This is a genomic window from Photobacterium profundum (assembly GCF_003026285.1).
Classification (GTDB): domain Bacteria; phylum Pseudomonadota; class Gammaproteobacteria; order Enterobacterales; family Vibrionaceae; genus Photobacterium; species Photobacterium profundum.
This window is the reverse complement of the sequence record NZ_PYOD01000002.1, coordinates 349,453-365,525: the sequence shown is the minus strand read 5'-3', so window position 1 is coordinate 365,525 and position 16,073 is coordinate 349,453. Positions and strand designations below refer to the sequence as shown.

The window sequence follows — 16,073 nt, the reverse complement described above, 5'->3', positions numbered from 1 at the left end:
TCGGATGTCACTAAAAAATGTTGAGATGGTATTAGCTTCTTTTCTTCGTATTCATTAAGTCTATGTATAGTCATAAATCAATATCAAATAAATCAACTACCTAGCCAGGTTGCGTTGTTTGTATTTTAATGTAACGTCAAATAGAGACTAATTTAAGTCACTCAATTTATATGCTGTAGACTAATTGAATTAACAGAAAATTAATGTCCCCATTTGGGGACATTAATATGCTTTTGTAGACTAGCTTATACTTTTTTATACATTTAAAGGTGAAGTGATAGGATAAAATGCAGGGCTGGACATTAATTTAGCAACCAATTCGTTTTGTCGGCTAGTCTGCGTTTTTTTCATTATACGCTTAATATAAGTTCTTACTGTCTCGTATGAGAGGTAGTGTAAATCAGCAATTTCGGCGGGAGATCGTCCATTTACTAATTCACAACAGACTTTGCCTTCTTTGTCAGATAAATTAAATAAATCACGCAATATTTTCAAATCAAGGTTAGGAGCTTGTTCACTATTGTAAATAAAAATAGCGATACCATTTTCAATACTGTTGTTTTCTTTAACCAAAGGAGCAAAAGTAAGTGCTAATACGTGGTTATCTTCTGTCTTAATATGGACAGTTTGGGTGTTGTTATTTTTTCTGCACTCATCAATAGCGACGTTGATCTCAGTATTTTTATTGCCTTTAATGCACTGAAGTTTTCTATTAACGACTTTTAACGGGTAATTTTTAGATAGAAAAACACTTGCTTTTTGGTTGTAGTGGCAGACGTTATTTGTACTATCTATCAGAATAACGGGCTGCTGTATTTGATCAAATAACAGCTGTGAAAGTAAGCGCTGCTTATCTTGATCCACCTTTATATGATGTAAGTGCATAGCATGCTGCATGTGGGGAATAAGCTGTTTCAGCATATCCATTTCATCAGGTAAGAACATGCCTTGATCATGGCGTCGTTGAAATACCATTTGACTAACCCAGCTGCCTTCAATGGTTAAGACCGCACCAGCAGCATAATGAATGTCGAGGTCACAAATCCAATCACGATAGAATTCGGGTTCATTAATTCTTGCAACCTCTCTCGTTGCATCTCCTGCAATGATTAACGATCCTGGCGCCGCTTTCACTAGTTCTTCTATTAGTGGATCTTTACGATCTAAACGCTCCATGAATAATTGAAGGTTTTCTAGTTCTAGGCCTTCCATCCAGATGATATTGACATCTCTTGTCTCCATATTTGCCATGATTAAAGCACCAGAGCGGAAATTACATTGTTCTATGAGTTTTGATAAAAAAGGTTTAAATCCATCAGGATCAACCAAAGAGCTATAAAGTGATTTTATTAAATCATCGAAATTAAATTTGGTCATGCTTGTCCGTTATTATTTTATTATAAGTATCGTTAAAAACGATGCTCGATTAAATATTGTCTGTTAAGTTGGACATACGTACCAATGTAGTAGTTTTGCTATAGTCGAATCTACTATATATCGCAGTTATATTGATATAAAAAATATACATCTTTTTGCTTGTTATTCAAATATGGTAATTAAATGCTCTAATGTTGTGCGAGGCGTAGTTATACTTTTGGTGAAAATTCTGTTGCTAATGTATTAGCAAAGTGATGCTGGGTGTCTTTGAGTCGTTATTTGTATGAGTTTCTTGTCAAAAATGTATAAGCTTGAAACTAACGCTATGAATCAAGGTCTATGCTGGAAAGAGAATATTATTTATTCAATGTGAATTTTTAGAAGGAGTGATCCAGTGGCAGGTGCAAGTTTATTGACCCTACTAGACGATATTGCAACTGTTTTAGATGACGTTGCTTTAATGACAAAAGTAGCGGCACGTAAAACGGCAGGGGTACTTGGCGATGATCTAGCGTTGAATGCACAACAAGTCTCAGGTGTACGGGCTGAACGTGAAATTCCTGTGGTGTGGGCTGTTGCAAAAGGCTCGTTTAAGAATAAGCTAATTCTAGTTCCTGCGGCGTTATTAATCAGTGCCATTGCGCCTTGGCTCATTACCCCAATGCTTTTACTCGGTGGGTTATTTTTGTGTTTTGAAGGTGTAGAAAAGATCACTCATAAGTTCTTACACGGTAAAGAGGAATCAGAAACATCAGAGCAACCGGAAGATGAAAACATTGATTTAGTTGCGTTTGAGCAAGAAAAAATAAAAGGGGCAATACGAACCGATTTTATTCTTTCTGCTGAAATTATTGTTATCGCTTTAGGTACCGTACAAACACACCCATTTCCTACTCAATTAATGGTGGTCAGTTTGATTGCGGTAGTAATGACTGCGGGTGTGTATGGGCTGGTGGCCGGCATTGTGAAATTAGATGATGCTGGTTTGTATTTGGTAAGAAACAGCGAAGAGAAAACCATCAAGCGTGTATTTGGTACCTTCCTTGTGAATGCCGCCCCTTATTTAATGAAATTTTTAGCAGTAGTTGGCACGATAGCGATGTTCTTAGTCGGGGGAGGTATTGTTGTTCATAGCGTACCTAATTCTCACGATATAGTGCATGCGATTACAGAGTCGGTTACCTCTATTCCGACAGCTGATGTAATAGCCCCCACTTTGTTTAACGGTGTAGTCGGGGTAGTAGCAGGTATAATTGTTTTAGCAGTAGTCACTGCCGTACAGAAAGTACGTGGTAAATAGCCCTTGTTTTATGACGAGGGCTTTTTCTATCTATAGGTCGTATAAGTATTCATCTATTTCGTCACCGAGCTAATCAAGCCAATTGCAGAGAGATTGATTAGAATGTTATATTCTGAAAAAAATATCCCAGAAGAGCAATGAACCAGAGCGTTATTTTTGAACCCTGCGATGATTTTTAATATCATTTTTTGTACCGTTAAATGTTCCTATTACTTATTTTTTGTTTTAATTGTTAGACCGTTTTTATTAACTAGATGGTTTATTCGACCTTGGTGCTTAGGAATGCAATTCGACATTCTCAAGGGTTTTCAGTAAACACGGAGCTCTGAATAAATTTCTTTGAGAACTCGCGTGAAATGAAAGTTGCTTTATTTACAGGCAATAAAAACCCATGATTAAGTGGGCTTTATCATATGTGCTTATTTCTAGCGGTGGCTGTGAGACATTGGTGTTAATATCATTCCGCCAACCTCTTTAACGGCACTTTTAGGAGTGCTTGCACAGCCAGTCAGCATAGAAAGCGCTAGAACAGCGCCTATAATTAACCTAGAAACGGTAGCCTCCACCGATAATGAAGTTGATTGCATCAATATCATTGTTAAGTGTCTTTTCCATACCAAGCTTAGTAACAAAGTTATTTTCAAAGCTGTACTGAATACCAGCACCTAACGTTGTTGCTGTGTCTCGCACTGTGCCTTTTACTGAGTCACTTTTAATGTCTGCCTTGCCAGTCATGAAACCTAATGTGCTGTAAACATCAAGTGATTCTGTCACTGAGTACATTGGACCAACAGATAATGAAGTCATTGTGTAATTTGTTTTGATGCCGTTGCTGTTGTCATCGCCTCTTGTGTGAAGCACTGAAGTGATAACACCTAGCTTTTGACCTGCTGGAACATATGAATAACCTAAAGCAAAACCATTAGAGTTTGATGCTTCTTTAAGTGCAGATTGAGCGTAACCAAGAGTAACAGCGCTATCAGCTTGAACTGATGCAGATGCCGCGATAATAGCCATTCCTAAAAGTACTTTTTTCATTTGTATTCTCTTATTTGTGTTAAGTAATAAAAAGCCCACTTGTAGTTGTGGGCAAAATGAATTCCTTTTCCAGTGAAATTCAAAGGTCATAAATATTAGGTAACTCAGTGCAAACAATACGCTGCCTTAGAGCGCGGAAGAAATATAAATCAATGTTTTATTGATGGCAATGGCATGCGTCCAATAGGGTGGTTCATGTCTGAGCTTGATATTGAATATTTAATCGAAAAATACGACAAGACATTATTTTAAGACGAGTAAGATTGTAACTGGATAAACGTTTATCCACTTCGAGTTTTAACTGTGAAATACCTTCTTGTATCCATGTAAAGAATGCATGCATAAGACACTTTAAATATATAGAAAGAAGTGACGGCGACTGGGAATATAATTTATGCTTGGAGCATGTCTAAAAAATTATTAAGTTCTGCAATTCAATATGCCATATGTCAGATGAATGAGAAGGGAAGCCACTGGAATTAGCTGGTTGGAAAGTTTGGACTTTTGACTGCCTTTTTGAACGGGTGTCTAAGCAAAAAGACAAAGTGACTTGTAGGTTTTTTAGGTACGTCAAAACATTCGTTATATTCGTTGCAAAAAAGAACGGTAAATTTTTGATGGCGTCGCCTGCGAGCTTATACAGTTTGTACTTCGATGAAGAGTTTGCAGGGCTGGTGGTAAGCACTGCCATGACACGCTAACAGGCAAAGGTTGTATTCAGGGATGCTGACTTAATAGCTAAAAAGTGACAGCTAATAAAAAATTAAAAAACTTACAAAAAACAAGATTGAAGTACCAGCATTAGTAGCAGATTTGAGCAACCAAGCTCAGATGCGAAGACCCTTGATGGATTATCCTTGAGTTTTCTGCTTTGTCGATGAAGTTTACGCGCATTAACCTTTGTAAGATATTCAACCTTATAGAAGTTGGTTATGCCCCATATTCATCAGCACAGCTTTCCATTGATTTAGCAGACCACGACAGAGAAATGGTTGAAGTAAGGCAGGGCTCGTTAACTCTATTTGAACCATCCAAACAGCTTGAAGCGCTAATTAAAGATAGTCCAAAATGGCAACATCAACGTTATACGCGATATTCACACTTCAAGAATAGATAGCGTTATTGCTTTGATAATTGGACATAATACAACAAAGCATTAGATCAACGAGGTTCAAGTGCATTCTGGGTATAATTTTAGATCGCTCTCAGAAACTGTCATGTCAGATACAAAGAACTAACCAACGGTACAATGACACTCCGTAGCTACAACGCTCAAGTTGGCGAAGCCCTACCAATGCTATAAACAAAGCCATAAGAGTTGGTGTACCTGAAAGAAAAGCTATTGCATAACATGCGGTTAATTAGAGCTAGATCCGCTTAGAAACTGATTTGATCATCAACGCATATTTTTAGTGATAACATTAATCATAGCTGACTCATACATTTGTTAATTTTCTTTCTGCGTAAATTGCTGCTTCTCTTATTATTGCTATTACCTGCTGGTTGGTATAACAATCAGGATGTTCTTTTCCTTCTTCACGTGTATAGAAAAAACCTATTTCATACCCAGTAACGTTAGCTATATCTAATAACATGTCACAGCGTGGTGACGTTTTACCCGTCTCTAGATTTAAATAGGTCTGCCTAGATAAATTAAGCTTCTTAGCCATATCTACTTGCGTTATATCTCGGCTAGTTCTAGCTGTCTTTATCTTCTCGCTTATCAATAATTTCATTATACATTTGTCTTATTTTTTGTGAACGAAGTAAGTTTTGTCTATTTTTCTATGAGCAAGGTGATTTTATTTTATTTTTGTGATGCGTCAAGCATTTGACGTTAAGTTGTTGAGTATCTTGCTTGACTATATTTGTACGGTGTTTTGTTACAGTTTTATGTTTGATTTTATAATTTACATCTCTTACGAAAATATCTGAAAAACTAGGCTTGATATTGCTATTAAATATGACTTCGTTGATGGGTAATATGACGTGTTGATTATGAACGATATTTTTAATAATGATTTTGATTGCCTTCTATATTATTCGGTTTTTACTTGATGTTAATGTATGAAATATCTTCCATTTTCTTATTTTTAGTTGCAATAATCAGTAATAAGTTTGTAAATCCCATTAATAAATCTAGCACTAAAGAAGTGGCAATCGGGCTAGTTTTATCAAAATTTATTTTATTAATTCTGCCTAGTTCAGCACGTAAATGATTTATATGGCTAAGCGTATTCTCTGACTTTGTGTAAATTATGATTCAACTTGCTTGCTTTGTAATACAACGAATGGGTCAATTATCGGTGTAAACAAACGATAATTGATGAAAAGACACACCAGAAATAGTGTCCAGCTAGAAGCAATGAAACCTTTCCCTTGTATCCACTCGTAAAGTATAGCGTAAATATGTGTTTAGCCAATTTAAGGACCACCCAACAACAGCAAAAATAGCTTGTATGTAGTAAGACTGGAAGTAGTCATAAATCTCAGTCGAAAAAGTATAGGCGCTGATAGTTGATAGGACGATCAGTGCTAAATAATTAAGTGATATTAGTTGTTTCATATTAAAATTAAATTTCGGTCACAGTTATCCCTGACGTATAGCACCATATGTTTTTAGTAGTGCTTAGCACGATAGCGATGTTCTTAGTCTGGGGAGGTATTGTTGTTCGTAGCGTGCTTAATTCTCACGATATAGTGCATGCGATAACAGAGTCGGTTGCTTCTATTCCGACAGAAGATGTAATAGCCCCCACTTTGTTTAACGGTGTTTTATTGCAATGAGTCTAAGGTTGACCAATTTACGATGTTGGCTGTAAGGGTTAAGAAATATTTAACGTGCTGTTCGATATATTTGAATTCTATTTACACCTGCTACCCTGTTTAATATTGATTCAGGTCAATACAAAGAATTAATCAGGGGTTTTTAAATGTATCTGTCGAGATATATAAAACAACGGCTATCGATAGATAAGGTCAATATTGTTCCCATCATTATTATTGTTTTATTTGGCTTTGTATTTACCCCTACAGCAGACGCACAAGATTATCAACGTTTAGAAAATATGTGTAAAGCGTGCCATGGAAAAACTGGAGTAAACGGATATACCGTCATTCCTGATTTGAAATGGCAAAACAATGCGTACCTTGTTCAGCAGTTAACGCAATTTAAAAACGGTCAGCGTAAAGATATGACCATGACAAAAGTCGCTCAGCTTTTGTCGAAAGATGATATTCAGCAGTTAGCTGAGTATTTCTATTCGTTCAAGCATGGTACGGCATCGCAAGCCCTTTCTACCAATAACAATAATAGTGAAAAACAACATGAATAGACGTGCATTCCTTCAAAACGCCCTTGCCACAACAGCCGCTTCTTTGTTACCTGCGAAATGGGTATTTGCCGAGAATTTACCAGTAGGTATGACTCCTCTAGAGACGTCAGCCCTCACATGGAATAAAGCCAGCGATTTACCTGATTATTACACTGTGCTGAATTCCAGCCCACTGAATGCCACTGTACCAGAACATATGCTTGATCCTGCAATTACACCTGCTAATGTTCCTTTTGTCCGTTGGAATGGCATCATGCCAGATTTCAATAGTATTGACCCTGAGACATGGACATTTACGGTGGATGGAGAATCGGTAATAACGTCTAAAACGTATACAATTGCTGAACTAAAATCGAAATTTACTCACCATACGCAACAACTCACATTGGAGTGTGGGGGGAATAGTCGAAAAGGTTTCTTTCCTGGCGCGAAAGGTAATCAATGGAACAATTCGGCAGTATATTGCTCAGAATGGACTGGCGTATTGTTGAGTGACGTTTTGAAAGATTGCGGTATAAAAGATGATGCGGTTTATACCGGGAATAAAGGGTTTGATACGCATTTAAGTGGTAAAGGTGAAGCGATTTCTCGCGGTGTACCAATCAAAGCAGCATTGAGTGATAACGCATTGATTGCATGGGAAATGAATGGAGATGCAATCCCATATTTACACGGTTATCCATTGAGAGTGGTGTTTGGTGGACGTCCTGCATCGGTGTCTCAAAAGTGTGCCGTGGGTATTAGTGTCCGTAATCAAGTGCATGATGGTCATAAAATGGCAGCACCTGCATATCAAATTCCTAAGCATCCGATTGCACCAGGCGAAAAAGTTGATAATAAAGATTTTAAAATCATTGAAGAGATGATCGTAAAGTCGTTAATAACTTTCCCAGAAACTGGCACCGAATTAGTGCTAGGTAAACCTATCGAGATACGAGGGCATGCATGGGCAGGTACTCGTGAAGTGATGAAAGTTGAAGTGAGTTATGACTATGGCGCCCATTGGCACACTGCAACGCTAGCGAAGCCCGTGAATAAGGCAGCATGGCAACAGTGGTCTCTGAATCTGACTTTACCCCAGCAAGGGTATTACGAAATTTGGGCGAAAGCGACTGATGACCAAGGGGATGCACAGCCTGTTGTTCAACCTCAATGGAATCCTAAAGGCTACATGTTTAATGGATGCCACCGCATTGCGGTAAGGGTTGCATAATGAAACATAATGATAGGCACGCATTGAAGCAGAAACAGTCGCTTGTATCTGCTTATTTATCGCGTGGTAAGGCAATATGTTGCGTGTTACTGCTCAGCGCAAGCTTGATTAGTATATCGACAGCTTATGCCGAAGAGGTCAATACAAAAGACATTAGCGCGAAGGAAGTGATATCAAAGAAAACGTACCCCGTAGATCCTGAATCTGGCTTGATAATGGCACCCGGTTGGGAAGTGGTGAACTACCAGTGTAATGCGTGCCACACCAGTATGATTATTCCGCAAAACAGTGGCACCAAAGAGGTATGGCGCGAAACTATTCAATGGATGGTTGACACCCAAGGGTTATGGGATTTATCCGAAACATGGGATCCTGTACTGGATTACCTGAGTACGAATTACGGTGAAGTGAAAATGGACATGGAAAAATTTCGTCGATTACCTCTGGATCCCACATTATTACCACCGCCACCTAAAGAGGGTAGGTGAATGCACGTATCAAAATATATTGTCTTAGGCTGTTTCTTATTGTCGTTTGGTACTTGGGCGCAGGAAGATGCTGAGAGAGCAGCAATTACGGAGTATCAACCGAATTTGCAACGTGGTGCTGAGCTCGTTAATAATCAATGTTCAGGTTGCCATGGTGATAACGTAGTGCCTTATGTCAAAATTTATCCGAACCTTAAAGGGCAAAAATATACTTATTTAGTGAAACAACTAACAGCGTTTAAACACAATACCCGCCAAGACTTATTTATGCAGGCACAAGTTAAGCATTTGTCTAAAAAGGATATATATGACGTAGCTTATTATTACAGCCAATTACAGCCGTTAGATCTTAAAAAAACAGTGGAAGCTTATTTAAACTAACGCCTAAAAAGGGGTAATTTCTACTACTTTTTTAGCATGACTATTTGCTAAAATAGCTAGCGTGAATTTAGATCAAACTACATACTTATCCGTCCTAATTCACATGCTAGACACAACCCCGACTCCAGCAGGCCTTAAATCTAAAGGTGGGCAATTTGTTTTTGCGAATGAAGCCTATCGACAGTTGGTCAATGCTCCGAAGGAGATAGAGGGGCTATTTGATTGTGACCTACCATGTGACACAGCCCAATTTGCATCCATCTTTGCCCAACAAGATAGACATGTAATGCTAAGTAATAAGACAGTTAGCACCATAGATATTCATAACTATGCGCATGGTTACGATGCATTTTCATTCAATAAGAGACCAGTTGTCATTAACGGTGAAACGTGGGGAGTGCAATTTAATGCAGTTAATCTTAAAGAACTGATTTGTGTCGAAGCTTTTGCTGAAATCATGACGTTCGACAAATCCCATAAATCATTTAGTTCTGTACGGCTGGGGGAAATGCAACTTACACCTTCTCAGGAAATTGTACTGTTTTGGTTATTACGTGGTCGCCAGACAAAGCAAATTGCGTTGATGATCCACCGCACACCTAAAGCGGTAGAAAAGCAAATTGCTAATCTAATCGTCCGGTTTGCCATATTTGGTGTCACTAATCGTGCATCGCTGATTGATTATGCCCGTAGCAATGGATGGTTATCAGTTATTCCTGCTCAGCTATTGAAGCAACCAGTCTCGATTATGATTAATGAATAACGACGAGCAAAAAAATATTGAGTCTAGAAAACAAAAAGCCCTGAATCAGCAATGATTCAGGGCTTTTAAATGCAATGAATAAAATGGATTATTCAGCAATTTCCGCATTGTGGTAAATGTTCTGTACGTCATCACAGTCATTTAACACGTCTAAGAATTTTTCGAATGCAGCTACGTCGTCGCCGCTGATTTCAGTCATTGTTTGAGGAACAAAAGAAATTTCTTCAACGTCGACAGTTACATCTGGCATCGTTGCTGCAAGTGCATTTTTCACTTTGAAGAATTCTGTATGAGGAGCATAAACGGTGATAACGCCGTCTTCGCATTCGATGTCGCTTACATCAACATCTTCCATCATTAGGTTTTCAAGCACCATATCTTCGTCGTCACCAGCGAACTGGAATACAGCTTGGTGTTCGAACATGTGACCAACAGTACCTGGTCCACCGATTTTCGCATGGTTCTTAACAAACGCTTGGCGAACATCCATGAAAGTACGGTTGTTGTTGTCTGTTAGGCAGTCAACGATAACCATGCAGTTACCTGGTCCAAAACCTTCGTAGCGCGCAGTAGCAAAATCTTCACCGGCACCACCTTTGGCCTTATCGATCGCTTTCTCGATGACATGGCTTGGCACCTGATCTTTTTTTGCTTTTTCGATCAAGCGCTTGAGTGAAAGGTTGCTGTCTGGGTCTAGACTACCATTCTTAGCACAGACGTAGATCTCTTTACCGTATTTTGAGTAAACCTTGATCTTTGCGCCAGCCGTTTTTGCCATAGACAATTTGCGTACTTCGAATTTTCTTCCCATGAGGAATCACTCTCTTAATCAGTGTTTGGGGCTTTGATGGTCCGAATTTTACCAGTTAGCAGGGTATGTAGGCTAGTGTCATCTGGTTGTCTTTTGTCTGAATACTCGACATTTATGGGTTTATTTTCTTTTTTTAACATCGATAACGACATTCTGAGCCACTCTATTAACCGCTATCTTACCTTTTATGTAAATAATCTAGCTTTGCCGGTAAAGGATTGATTCTATGAAATCATCGTATTGTGCCACTAAATACAAATCAGTTACTGAATATTGGTAAAATGACCGTTCGATATTCACTTACTTGGTCGGTGTGGTGATAAATCAAAAAAGGGCAATGTGGAAAGCATACTCTTTAACACGTAAATCTGACTGCGATTATGGTGAATAATGAGCATGTCGGTTAATAAATAGCACCTGTTTACCACTGATTTTGTTTGAAATAAAAAAATATGACGATTTAGGTTGAAAAATAAGCACTTGATGCAATTTAGGGTTTACAGCTTAATCTGCAGTGCGTATTATTCACCGCACTGGAGAGATGGCTGAGTGGTCGAAAGCACCGGTCTTGAAAACCGGCAAGGGTTTATAGCCCTTCTAGGGTTCAAATCCCTATCTCTCCGCCATATTCTAGATGTTTGATTTACTTCGAATATCATACAGAATTGGAGCGGTAGTTCAGTTGGTTAGAATACCGGCCTGTCACGCCGGGGGTCGCGGGTTCGAGTCCCGTCCGCTCCGCCAACACAACGAAGCCTCAGCAGAAATGCTGGGGCTTTTTTGCATCTGTAGTTTGGTGGAAGTAATCACTAACGAGTTTCATGATTAAACTCTATCGCTTCATTGCATGAAAAGCCTACTGTGGCCAAAATGTGACCATCTGGTGACCACATTAAATTTACCCTTGAATAATAAAGGTAAATCATTGTTTGGAAAGTTAGAGGGCCACAGTGTTGTAAATTATTTGTGTCTCTAATCAAAATGCACGTATTTTGAAATAATGCTCACTGCTATTACATGCTAAATTCTGCAAGTACCGACTCATCAATAAATATAACAATTAAGCAACTTAAGTTGTTATGTTTTTTAAAATAATCATATAATTCAAGTGGTAATGATAAGTCTCATGTATTGTAGGTTTTATTTGTTTTTATTATACTTATGATTCTTCTTTGTGTATTTATGAATAACATTGATTTTTTATTCATACCTATAATAATGAGAGCTGAATGCGCTCTTTGATCATTGTTACAAATATAATAAATCATAAGCTTACGATTTATTATATTTGTAAAAGAAGAATATCTTATTGATTATCTTTATTTTAAATACTTACATTGAGTATGCCGTACTGTAAAGTTATAATCCATTTTTATAAAGCAGACTAGTGATAGTTACTGCTGTACTGACAATTGTTTCAATTATTATTAAGCCATAGCAACCATGACCGAATATCTATCATTAATTATTTCAACGTTAAACGCTAATATCATATCAGATTCTTTTATTTACCTGATTTTATTGGTTTTTATTGTTTCTATTGCATTGAGTCTCAAAGGAGTGGCTGATGACTTTACAGCCAATACACCCAACTTACTTACATCGTTAGGCATCTTAGGGACATTCGCTGGTATTGTTGTTGGTTTAATGGATTTCGATCCTAAGAATATTGATGGAAGTATTGAATTATTACTTAACGGCTTAAAAACGGCATTTTTGACGAGCTTGATGGGTATGGCTACCTCTATTGTTTACAAAGGATTATCTGGTGTTATCAGCCGAAAGGGTAATGAGGATGATATCGGTGAAATCGGGCCAGAAGAAATTCATACCGTTATGGCTAAGCAGTTAGAAGCATCAGAAGAAATTATTAAATCAATAAAAGGTGATGAAGAGTCCTCATTATCATCACAGATTAAGTTATTGAGACAAGATTTTAATGATGGAAATAAAGTGATGCTTGAGCATGCTAAGTCTGTTGATCGCCGTCATGATGATTTTCAAATTAAGCTATGGCAAAAAATGGATGAATTTGGTGACTTATTGTCGAAGTCAGCTACAGAGCAAGTCATTAATGCATTGAAGGAAGTCATTGTAGATTTTAATGAAAAGTTGACAGAGCAATTTGGTGAGAACTTTAAACGTCTTGATGAGTCAGTGAAAAAACTGGTTGATTGGCAGGAAAACTACCGCCATCAACTTGAAGATATGGCTGATAAATATCAACTGGGTGTTGATGCAATATCTTCAACTGAAAAGTCAGTGGCAAGTATTAATGAGCGTGCAGAAGCGATTCCAGCAACAATGGAAAAACTTCATACAGTTATGGAGCTAGGCCATGGTCAAGTTACCGAGCTGGAAGTACGCCTAGAAGCTTTCAAAGATCTGCGTGATAAAGCAGTAGAAGCTATGCCCCAAATCCGTGAACACATGGATGAAACAATTTCGACGATTGGTCAATCAGTGCAAGCTGCGTCAAAGCATTACGAAGATATGTTAGTTGAATCTCAACGTGTTATTGATAATTTTAGTCAGACAGCCGATACCAGTATCAATACAATGAAAACTGAAATCGAAGGTGGCGCTAGTAAGGTTTCAGAAGAACTGATGCGTGGGGCTCAAGATATTAGTGGCAAGCTAGCTGAAAGTGCTCAAGACATTACAACGAATGTTGGCAGTGCATCAGGCACTCTTAATCAGATGGCAAATAATATTTCAGATACCACTGATAATGTTCGCCAAAATCTAGAAGATATGATGGTTGAACTGAATGGTGAAATACGAGCATTAGTTTCAGGCATTAAAGAAGACTCAGCAGAAACCGGTAAGATACTCACAACAGCAAATAATGAACTCGCGCGTGACACGAAAGCCGCCCAAGATGCTTCAGTTGCAGCGATTAATCAGATGCAGCAACGTTTAGAAACCTCATTAGAAGAAGTATTCCAAATCCAAGCGCAAGCTGTGAAGCGCACGTTCGATAGCCTTGAAGAGCAAATTACGACAAGTGTCGGTCAAACTGGCAGCGCTGTTGAAAAACAGGTCGAGTATCTTGATTCGCAAATGCAGCAAGAGATTAACCGTACCATGAATGAAATGGGACAAGCGCTTGCGACTATTACTCAACAGTTTACACGTGATTACCAGAAATTGGTTCGCGAAATGAATAATGTCGTTAGTTCATCTCGTATGGCGAGTTAATGATGAAGAAAGTTTTTGGAAGTAGATCGAAGCAGCAGTCTGATACTGGTGAGCATTGGATGTCAGTATCTGATTTGATGGCTGGTTTGATGATGGTTTTCTTGTTTATCTCTGTGGCATTAATGCGTGATGCAATGATTGAGCGCGATAAAATAAAAGAAGTCGCGGTGACTTATGAAGAAAATCAGCAAGCAATTTATCTTGCGTTGCTTGATGAATTTGAATCTGATTTAAACAAATGGGGAGCAGAGATTGATCGTGAAAGTCTAAGCTTTAACTTTACTGCTCCAGAGGTTCTTTTTGCTAACGGAAGAGCATCTTTAACGCCTCAATTTCAAGTGATCTTAGATGATTTTTTCCCACGGTATTTACAGGCTTTGAATACCTATAAGCCAAGTATTCAAGAAGTCAGAATCGAAGGCCATACCTCAAGTCGTTGGAACAATGGCTCAACAGACAGTGAAGCCTATTTCAACAATATGCGTTTATCACAGTCTCGAACACGAACTGTTTTAAGCTATGTAATGGCGTTAGAACCCGTAAAAATAAATCATTATGACTGGGTAAAAGGGCATGTAGCTGCTGTAGGCTATTCGTCTTCGAAAACAATTGTAAATACAGATGGCATCGAAGATGAGAAAAAATCTCGACGCGTATCATTTAGGGTTATCACTAATGCTGAAACTCAAATTCGCAAGATTTTGGGGGGCTAATGAAGTTATCAGTTAATTTTTCAGGCCTGCTTGCTGCAGTACAGCTTATGGAACCAGAAGAAAAAGGTGGTTTCTCCTTAGAGTATGAGCCGACAAATATCGATAAATTAGACCTTGAGCTAAGCGTAGGTAAAGATGTCGAGTTAAAAGATGTTGAAATTGACTCAGGTTTATTGAGTTATAAAGGCCGTCAGGTCTTGTTGTACATTAAAGCAAATGGTAATAGTGCTCGTTTTCATGTTTCAGATTGTAGTACGCTCAAAAGTATGAGATCGAGTGGTAGGTTCGAACGATACGTTGTAACGAATGATACATCTGGAGAGTTTATTGTATCTAATGGCTCTGGCAGAGGAGAAACAAAAGCTCGATTAAAGGTATGCCAAAACTGTTTACGTCAATTGAACTATAAAGGGTGTAATACTGGCTCTAGTATTTACCCTATTGTTCAAAACTTTGACCTTAATAAGTTCTTTTCAACATATAGCTCATTCTTTCCTCACATGCCACAGCGTCAAGCTGCATCTGCACAAACTGGCTATACCGATGATTGGCAGCGCGTCTCATCACATTATAAAGTTGAAAAAGAATTTAAGTGTGAAGAATGCTTGGTAGACATGAGCAAGCATCGCCTTCATCTTCATACACATCATATTAATGGTGTTAAATCCGATAATAAGCCTTCTAACCTAAAAGTACTATGTGTCGATTGTCATAGTAAGCAAGCAAAACACGATCACATGTTTGTCGCGCATGACATACGTCAATTGATTAATGACTTACGCCAAGAACAAGGCTTACTCAATCAGCTTAGTGGGTGGAATGCATTACTTGCTGTTGCAGACCCTGGTTTACATGGTGCTATTCATGCTTGTCAGCAGTTTGGTACGAAGTTACCAGATGTAGGTTATTACGTTGGTGATGAGTTTGGCGAACTTGTCGCAAAGCTTGAATTGGCCTGGCCAAAACACAAGTTTGGAATTGCGGTTTCTAATCATGATAGAGAAGAAGCTAATAATGAAGGTTGGAATGTTGTTAGTGCAGATGAATTTTTAGCTAACTATAAATCACAAGCAAGCAATTTACGCTGGTAAGCCAATGGACACGTTAAATTAATGATATTACGTTTAGATGAAATTCTAGAAAGAATTATAACCGTGAACCATGCATGGAAGCTTTCGAAAGATGAGTTTTCTAATGAGTTTGCTGTTACGAAATCATTGCGATGGACTAAATCATCACTTCAAGCAACGTTGCTTCGAGAGTTTCCTTTCGAGAGCTCCTTAAAAGTGGCTTCAGATAATGATGAACATGGTGAATTGCTTTATAGCGTACGCTTAACATCGTCAGTCGTCGTCAACGGTGCAATCCGAAATGATGCAGAGCATTTACCTGCGCGTATAGCACAAGATATTTTTACCCCAGAAGAAATTCAATCCTTCCTTAATCGTTGAGA

Annotated in this window: 15 protein-coding genes and 2 tRNA genes; 13 read left to right on the top strand and 4 right to left on the bottom strand. The window is 38.3% G+C overall.

What is annotated here, in order from left to right; translation table 11 throughout:
- Positions 1-255: 255 nt before the first annotated feature.
- Positions 256-1,377 (bottom strand): helix-turn-helix transcriptional regulator, encoded by a 1,122-nt coding sequence (locus C9J48_RS06500; RefSeq protein ID WP_006229040.1) that lies wholly within the window; start codon positions 1,375-1,377, stop codon positions 256-258.
- A gap of 394 nt (positions 1,378-1,771) precedes the next feature.
- Between C9J48_RS06500 and C9J48_RS06495 the strand changes: the two genes are divergently transcribed.
- On the top strand, positions 1,772-2,677 hold the full coding sequence (locus C9J48_RS06495) for a DUF808 domain-containing protein (RefSeq protein WP_006229042.1): 906 nt from the start codon (positions 1,772-1,774) through the stop codon (positions 2,675-2,677).
- A 546-nt stretch (positions 2,678-3,223) separates the two neighbouring features.
- Here C9J48_RS06495 and C9J48_RS06490 read toward each other — a convergent pair.
- Both C9J48_RS06490 and C9J48_RS06480 read right to left on the bottom strand, forming a co-directional pair.
- Complete coding sequence (locus C9J48_RS06490; RefSeq protein WP_006229043.1) at positions 3,224-3,715, bottom strand: outer membrane beta-barrel protein; 492 nt, start codon at positions 3,713-3,715, stop codon at positions 3,224-3,226.
- Between the two features lie 1,436 nt (positions 3,716-5,151).
- On the bottom strand, positions 5,152-5,451 hold the full coding sequence (locus tag C9J48_RS06480; protein WP_006229045.1) for a helix-turn-helix transcriptional regulator: 300 nt from the start codon (positions 5,449-5,451) through the stop codon (positions 5,152-5,154).
- 877 nt (positions 5,452-6,328) lie between these two features.
- Between C9J48_RS06480 and C9J48_RS06475 the strand changes: the two genes are divergently transcribed.
- The 6 genes from C9J48_RS06475 to C9J48_RS06450 all read left to right on the top strand — a co-directional run bounded on the left by C9J48_RS06475 (position 6,329) and on the right by C9J48_RS06450 (position 9,895).
- On the top strand, positions 6,329-6,502 hold the full coding sequence (locus tag C9J48_RS06475) for a hypothetical protein (RefSeq protein WP_181320801.1): 174 nt from the start codon (positions 6,329-6,331) through the stop codon (positions 6,500-6,502).
- A 146-nt stretch (positions 6,503-6,648) separates the two neighbouring features.
- A complete protein-coding gene (locus tag C9J48_RS06470) occupies positions 6,649-7,050 on the top strand; it encodes a c-type cytochrome (RefSeq protein ID WP_006229047.1) in 402 nt (133 codons plus the stop codon).
- The gene (locus tag C9J48_RS06465; protein WP_006229048.1) at positions 7,043-8,263 is read left to right on the top strand and encodes a sulfite oxidase; all 1,221 of its coding nucleotides are present in this window, start codon (positions 7,043-7,045) and stop codon (positions 8,261-8,263) included. Before C9J48_RS06470 ends, C9J48_RS06465 begins: the two co-directional genes overlap by 8 nt.
- Positions 8,263-8,751, top strand: coding sequence for a hypothetical protein (locus tag C9J48_RS28190; protein WP_006229049.1), 489 nt, complete (start codon positions 8,263-8,265; stop codon positions 8,749-8,751). Before C9J48_RS06465 ends, C9J48_RS28190 begins: the two co-directional genes overlap by 1 nt.
- Positions 8,752-9,132 (top strand): c-type cytochrome, encoded by a 381-nt coding sequence (locus C9J48_RS06455; protein WP_006229050.1) that lies wholly within the window; start codon positions 8,752-8,754, stop codon positions 9,130-9,132.
- A gap of 103 nt (positions 9,133-9,235) precedes the next feature.
- Entirely contained in the window at positions 9,236-9,895 is a 660-nt protein-coding gene (locus C9J48_RS06450) for a PAS and helix-turn-helix domain-containing protein (RefSeq protein WP_006229051.1), read from the top strand.
- Between the two features lie 88 nt (positions 9,896-9,983).
- On the opposite strand, the gene C9J48_RS06445 is transcribed toward C9J48_RS06450, so the two are convergent.
- Positions 9,984-10,706 (bottom strand): YebC/PmpR family DNA-binding transcriptional regulator, encoded by a 723-nt coding sequence (locus C9J48_RS06445; RefSeq protein WP_006229052.1) that lies wholly within the window; start codon positions 10,704-10,706, stop codon positions 9,984-9,986.
- A 535-nt stretch (positions 10,707-11,241) separates the two neighbouring features.
- Between C9J48_RS06445 and C9J48_RS06440 the strand changes: the two genes are divergently transcribed.
- The 6 genes from C9J48_RS06440 to C9J48_RS06415 all read left to right on the top strand — a co-directional run bounded on the left by C9J48_RS06440 (position 11,242) and on the right by C9J48_RS06415 (position 16,071).
- A tRNA-Ser gene (locus tag C9J48_RS06440) sits at positions 11,242-11,332 on the top strand.
- A gap of 41 nt (positions 11,333-11,373) precedes the next feature.
- Positions 11,374-11,450 (top strand) — tRNA-Asp (locus C9J48_RS06435).
- A gap of 699 nt (positions 11,451-12,149) precedes the next feature.
- The gene (locus C9J48_RS06430) at positions 12,150-13,907 is read left to right on the top strand and encodes a hypothetical protein (RefSeq protein ID WP_006229054.1); all 1,758 of its coding nucleotides are present in this window, start codon (positions 12,150-12,152) and stop codon (positions 13,905-13,907) included.
- A gap of 2 nt (positions 13,908-13,909) precedes the next feature.
- Complete coding sequence (locus C9J48_RS06425; protein ID WP_036802896.1) at positions 13,910-14,620, top strand: OmpA family protein; 711 nt, start codon at positions 13,910-13,912, stop codon at positions 14,618-14,620.
- Positions 14,620-15,711: an HNH endonuclease signature motif containing protein gene (locus tag C9J48_RS06420; protein WP_006229056.1), complete on the top strand. Its 1,092-nt coding sequence runs from the start codon at positions 14,620-14,622 to the stop codon at positions 15,709-15,711. The genes C9J48_RS06425 and C9J48_RS06420 overlap by 1 nt, the downstream gene beginning before the upstream one ends.
- Before the next feature lie 21 nt (positions 15,712-15,732).
- Positions 15,733-16,071: a hypothetical protein gene (locus C9J48_RS06415; RefSeq protein ID WP_006229057.1), complete on the top strand. Its 339-nt coding sequence runs from the start codon at positions 15,733-15,735 to the stop codon at positions 16,069-16,071.
- Positions 16,072-16,073: the final 2 nt, after the last annotated feature.

Coding starts and splice junctions, on each gene's coding strand:
- C9J48_RS06470 (WP_006229047.1), top strand. CDS start 6,649: ATGTATCTGTCGAGATATATAAAACAACGGCTATCGATAGATAAGGTC.
- C9J48_RS06415 (WP_006229057.1), top strand. CDS start 15,733: ATGATATTACGTTTAGATGAAATTCTAGAAAGAATTATAACCGTGAAC.
- C9J48_RS06425 (WP_036802896.1), top strand. CDS start 13,910: ATGAAGAAAGTTTTTGGAAGTAGATCGAAGCAGCAGTCTGATACTGGT.
- C9J48_RS06450 (WP_006229051.1), top strand. CDS start 9,236: ATGCTAGACACAACCCCGACTCCAGCAGGCCTTAAATCTAAAGGTGGG.
- C9J48_RS06455 (WP_006229050.1), top strand. CDS start 8,752: ATGCACGTATCAAAATATATTGTCTTAGGCTGTTTCTTATTGTCGTTT.
- C9J48_RS28190 (WP_006229049.1), top strand. CDS start 8,263: ATGAAACATAATGATAGGCACGCATTGAAGCAGAAACAGTCGCTTGTA.
- C9J48_RS06480 (WP_006229045.1), bottom strand. CDS start 5,451: ATGAAATTATTGATAAGCGAGAAGATAAAGACAGCTAGAACTAGCCGA.
- C9J48_RS06465 (WP_006229048.1), top strand. CDS start 7,043: ATGAATAGACGTGCATTCCTTCAAAACGCCCTTGCCACAACAGCCGCT.
- C9J48_RS06430 (WP_006229054.1), top strand. CDS start 12,150: ATGACCGAATATCTATCATTAATTATTTCAACGTTAAACGCTAATATC.
- C9J48_RS06420 (WP_006229056.1), top strand. CDS start 14,620: ATGAAGTTATCAGTTAATTTTTCAGGCCTGCTTGCTGCAGTACAGCTT.
- C9J48_RS06490 (WP_006229043.1), bottom strand. CDS start 3,715: ATGAAAAAAGTACTTTTAGGAATGGCTATTATCGCGGCATCTGCATCA.
- C9J48_RS06475 (WP_181320801.1), top strand. CDS start 6,329: ATGTTTTTAGTAGTGCTTAGCACGATAGCGATGTTCTTAGTCTGGGGA.
- C9J48_RS06500 (WP_006229040.1), bottom strand. CDS start 1,377: ATGACCAAATTTAATTTCGATGATTTAATAAAATCACTTTATAGCTCT.
- C9J48_RS06445 (WP_006229052.1), bottom strand. CDS start 10,706: ATGGGAAGAAAATTCGAAGTACGCAAATTGTCTATGGCAAAAACGGCT.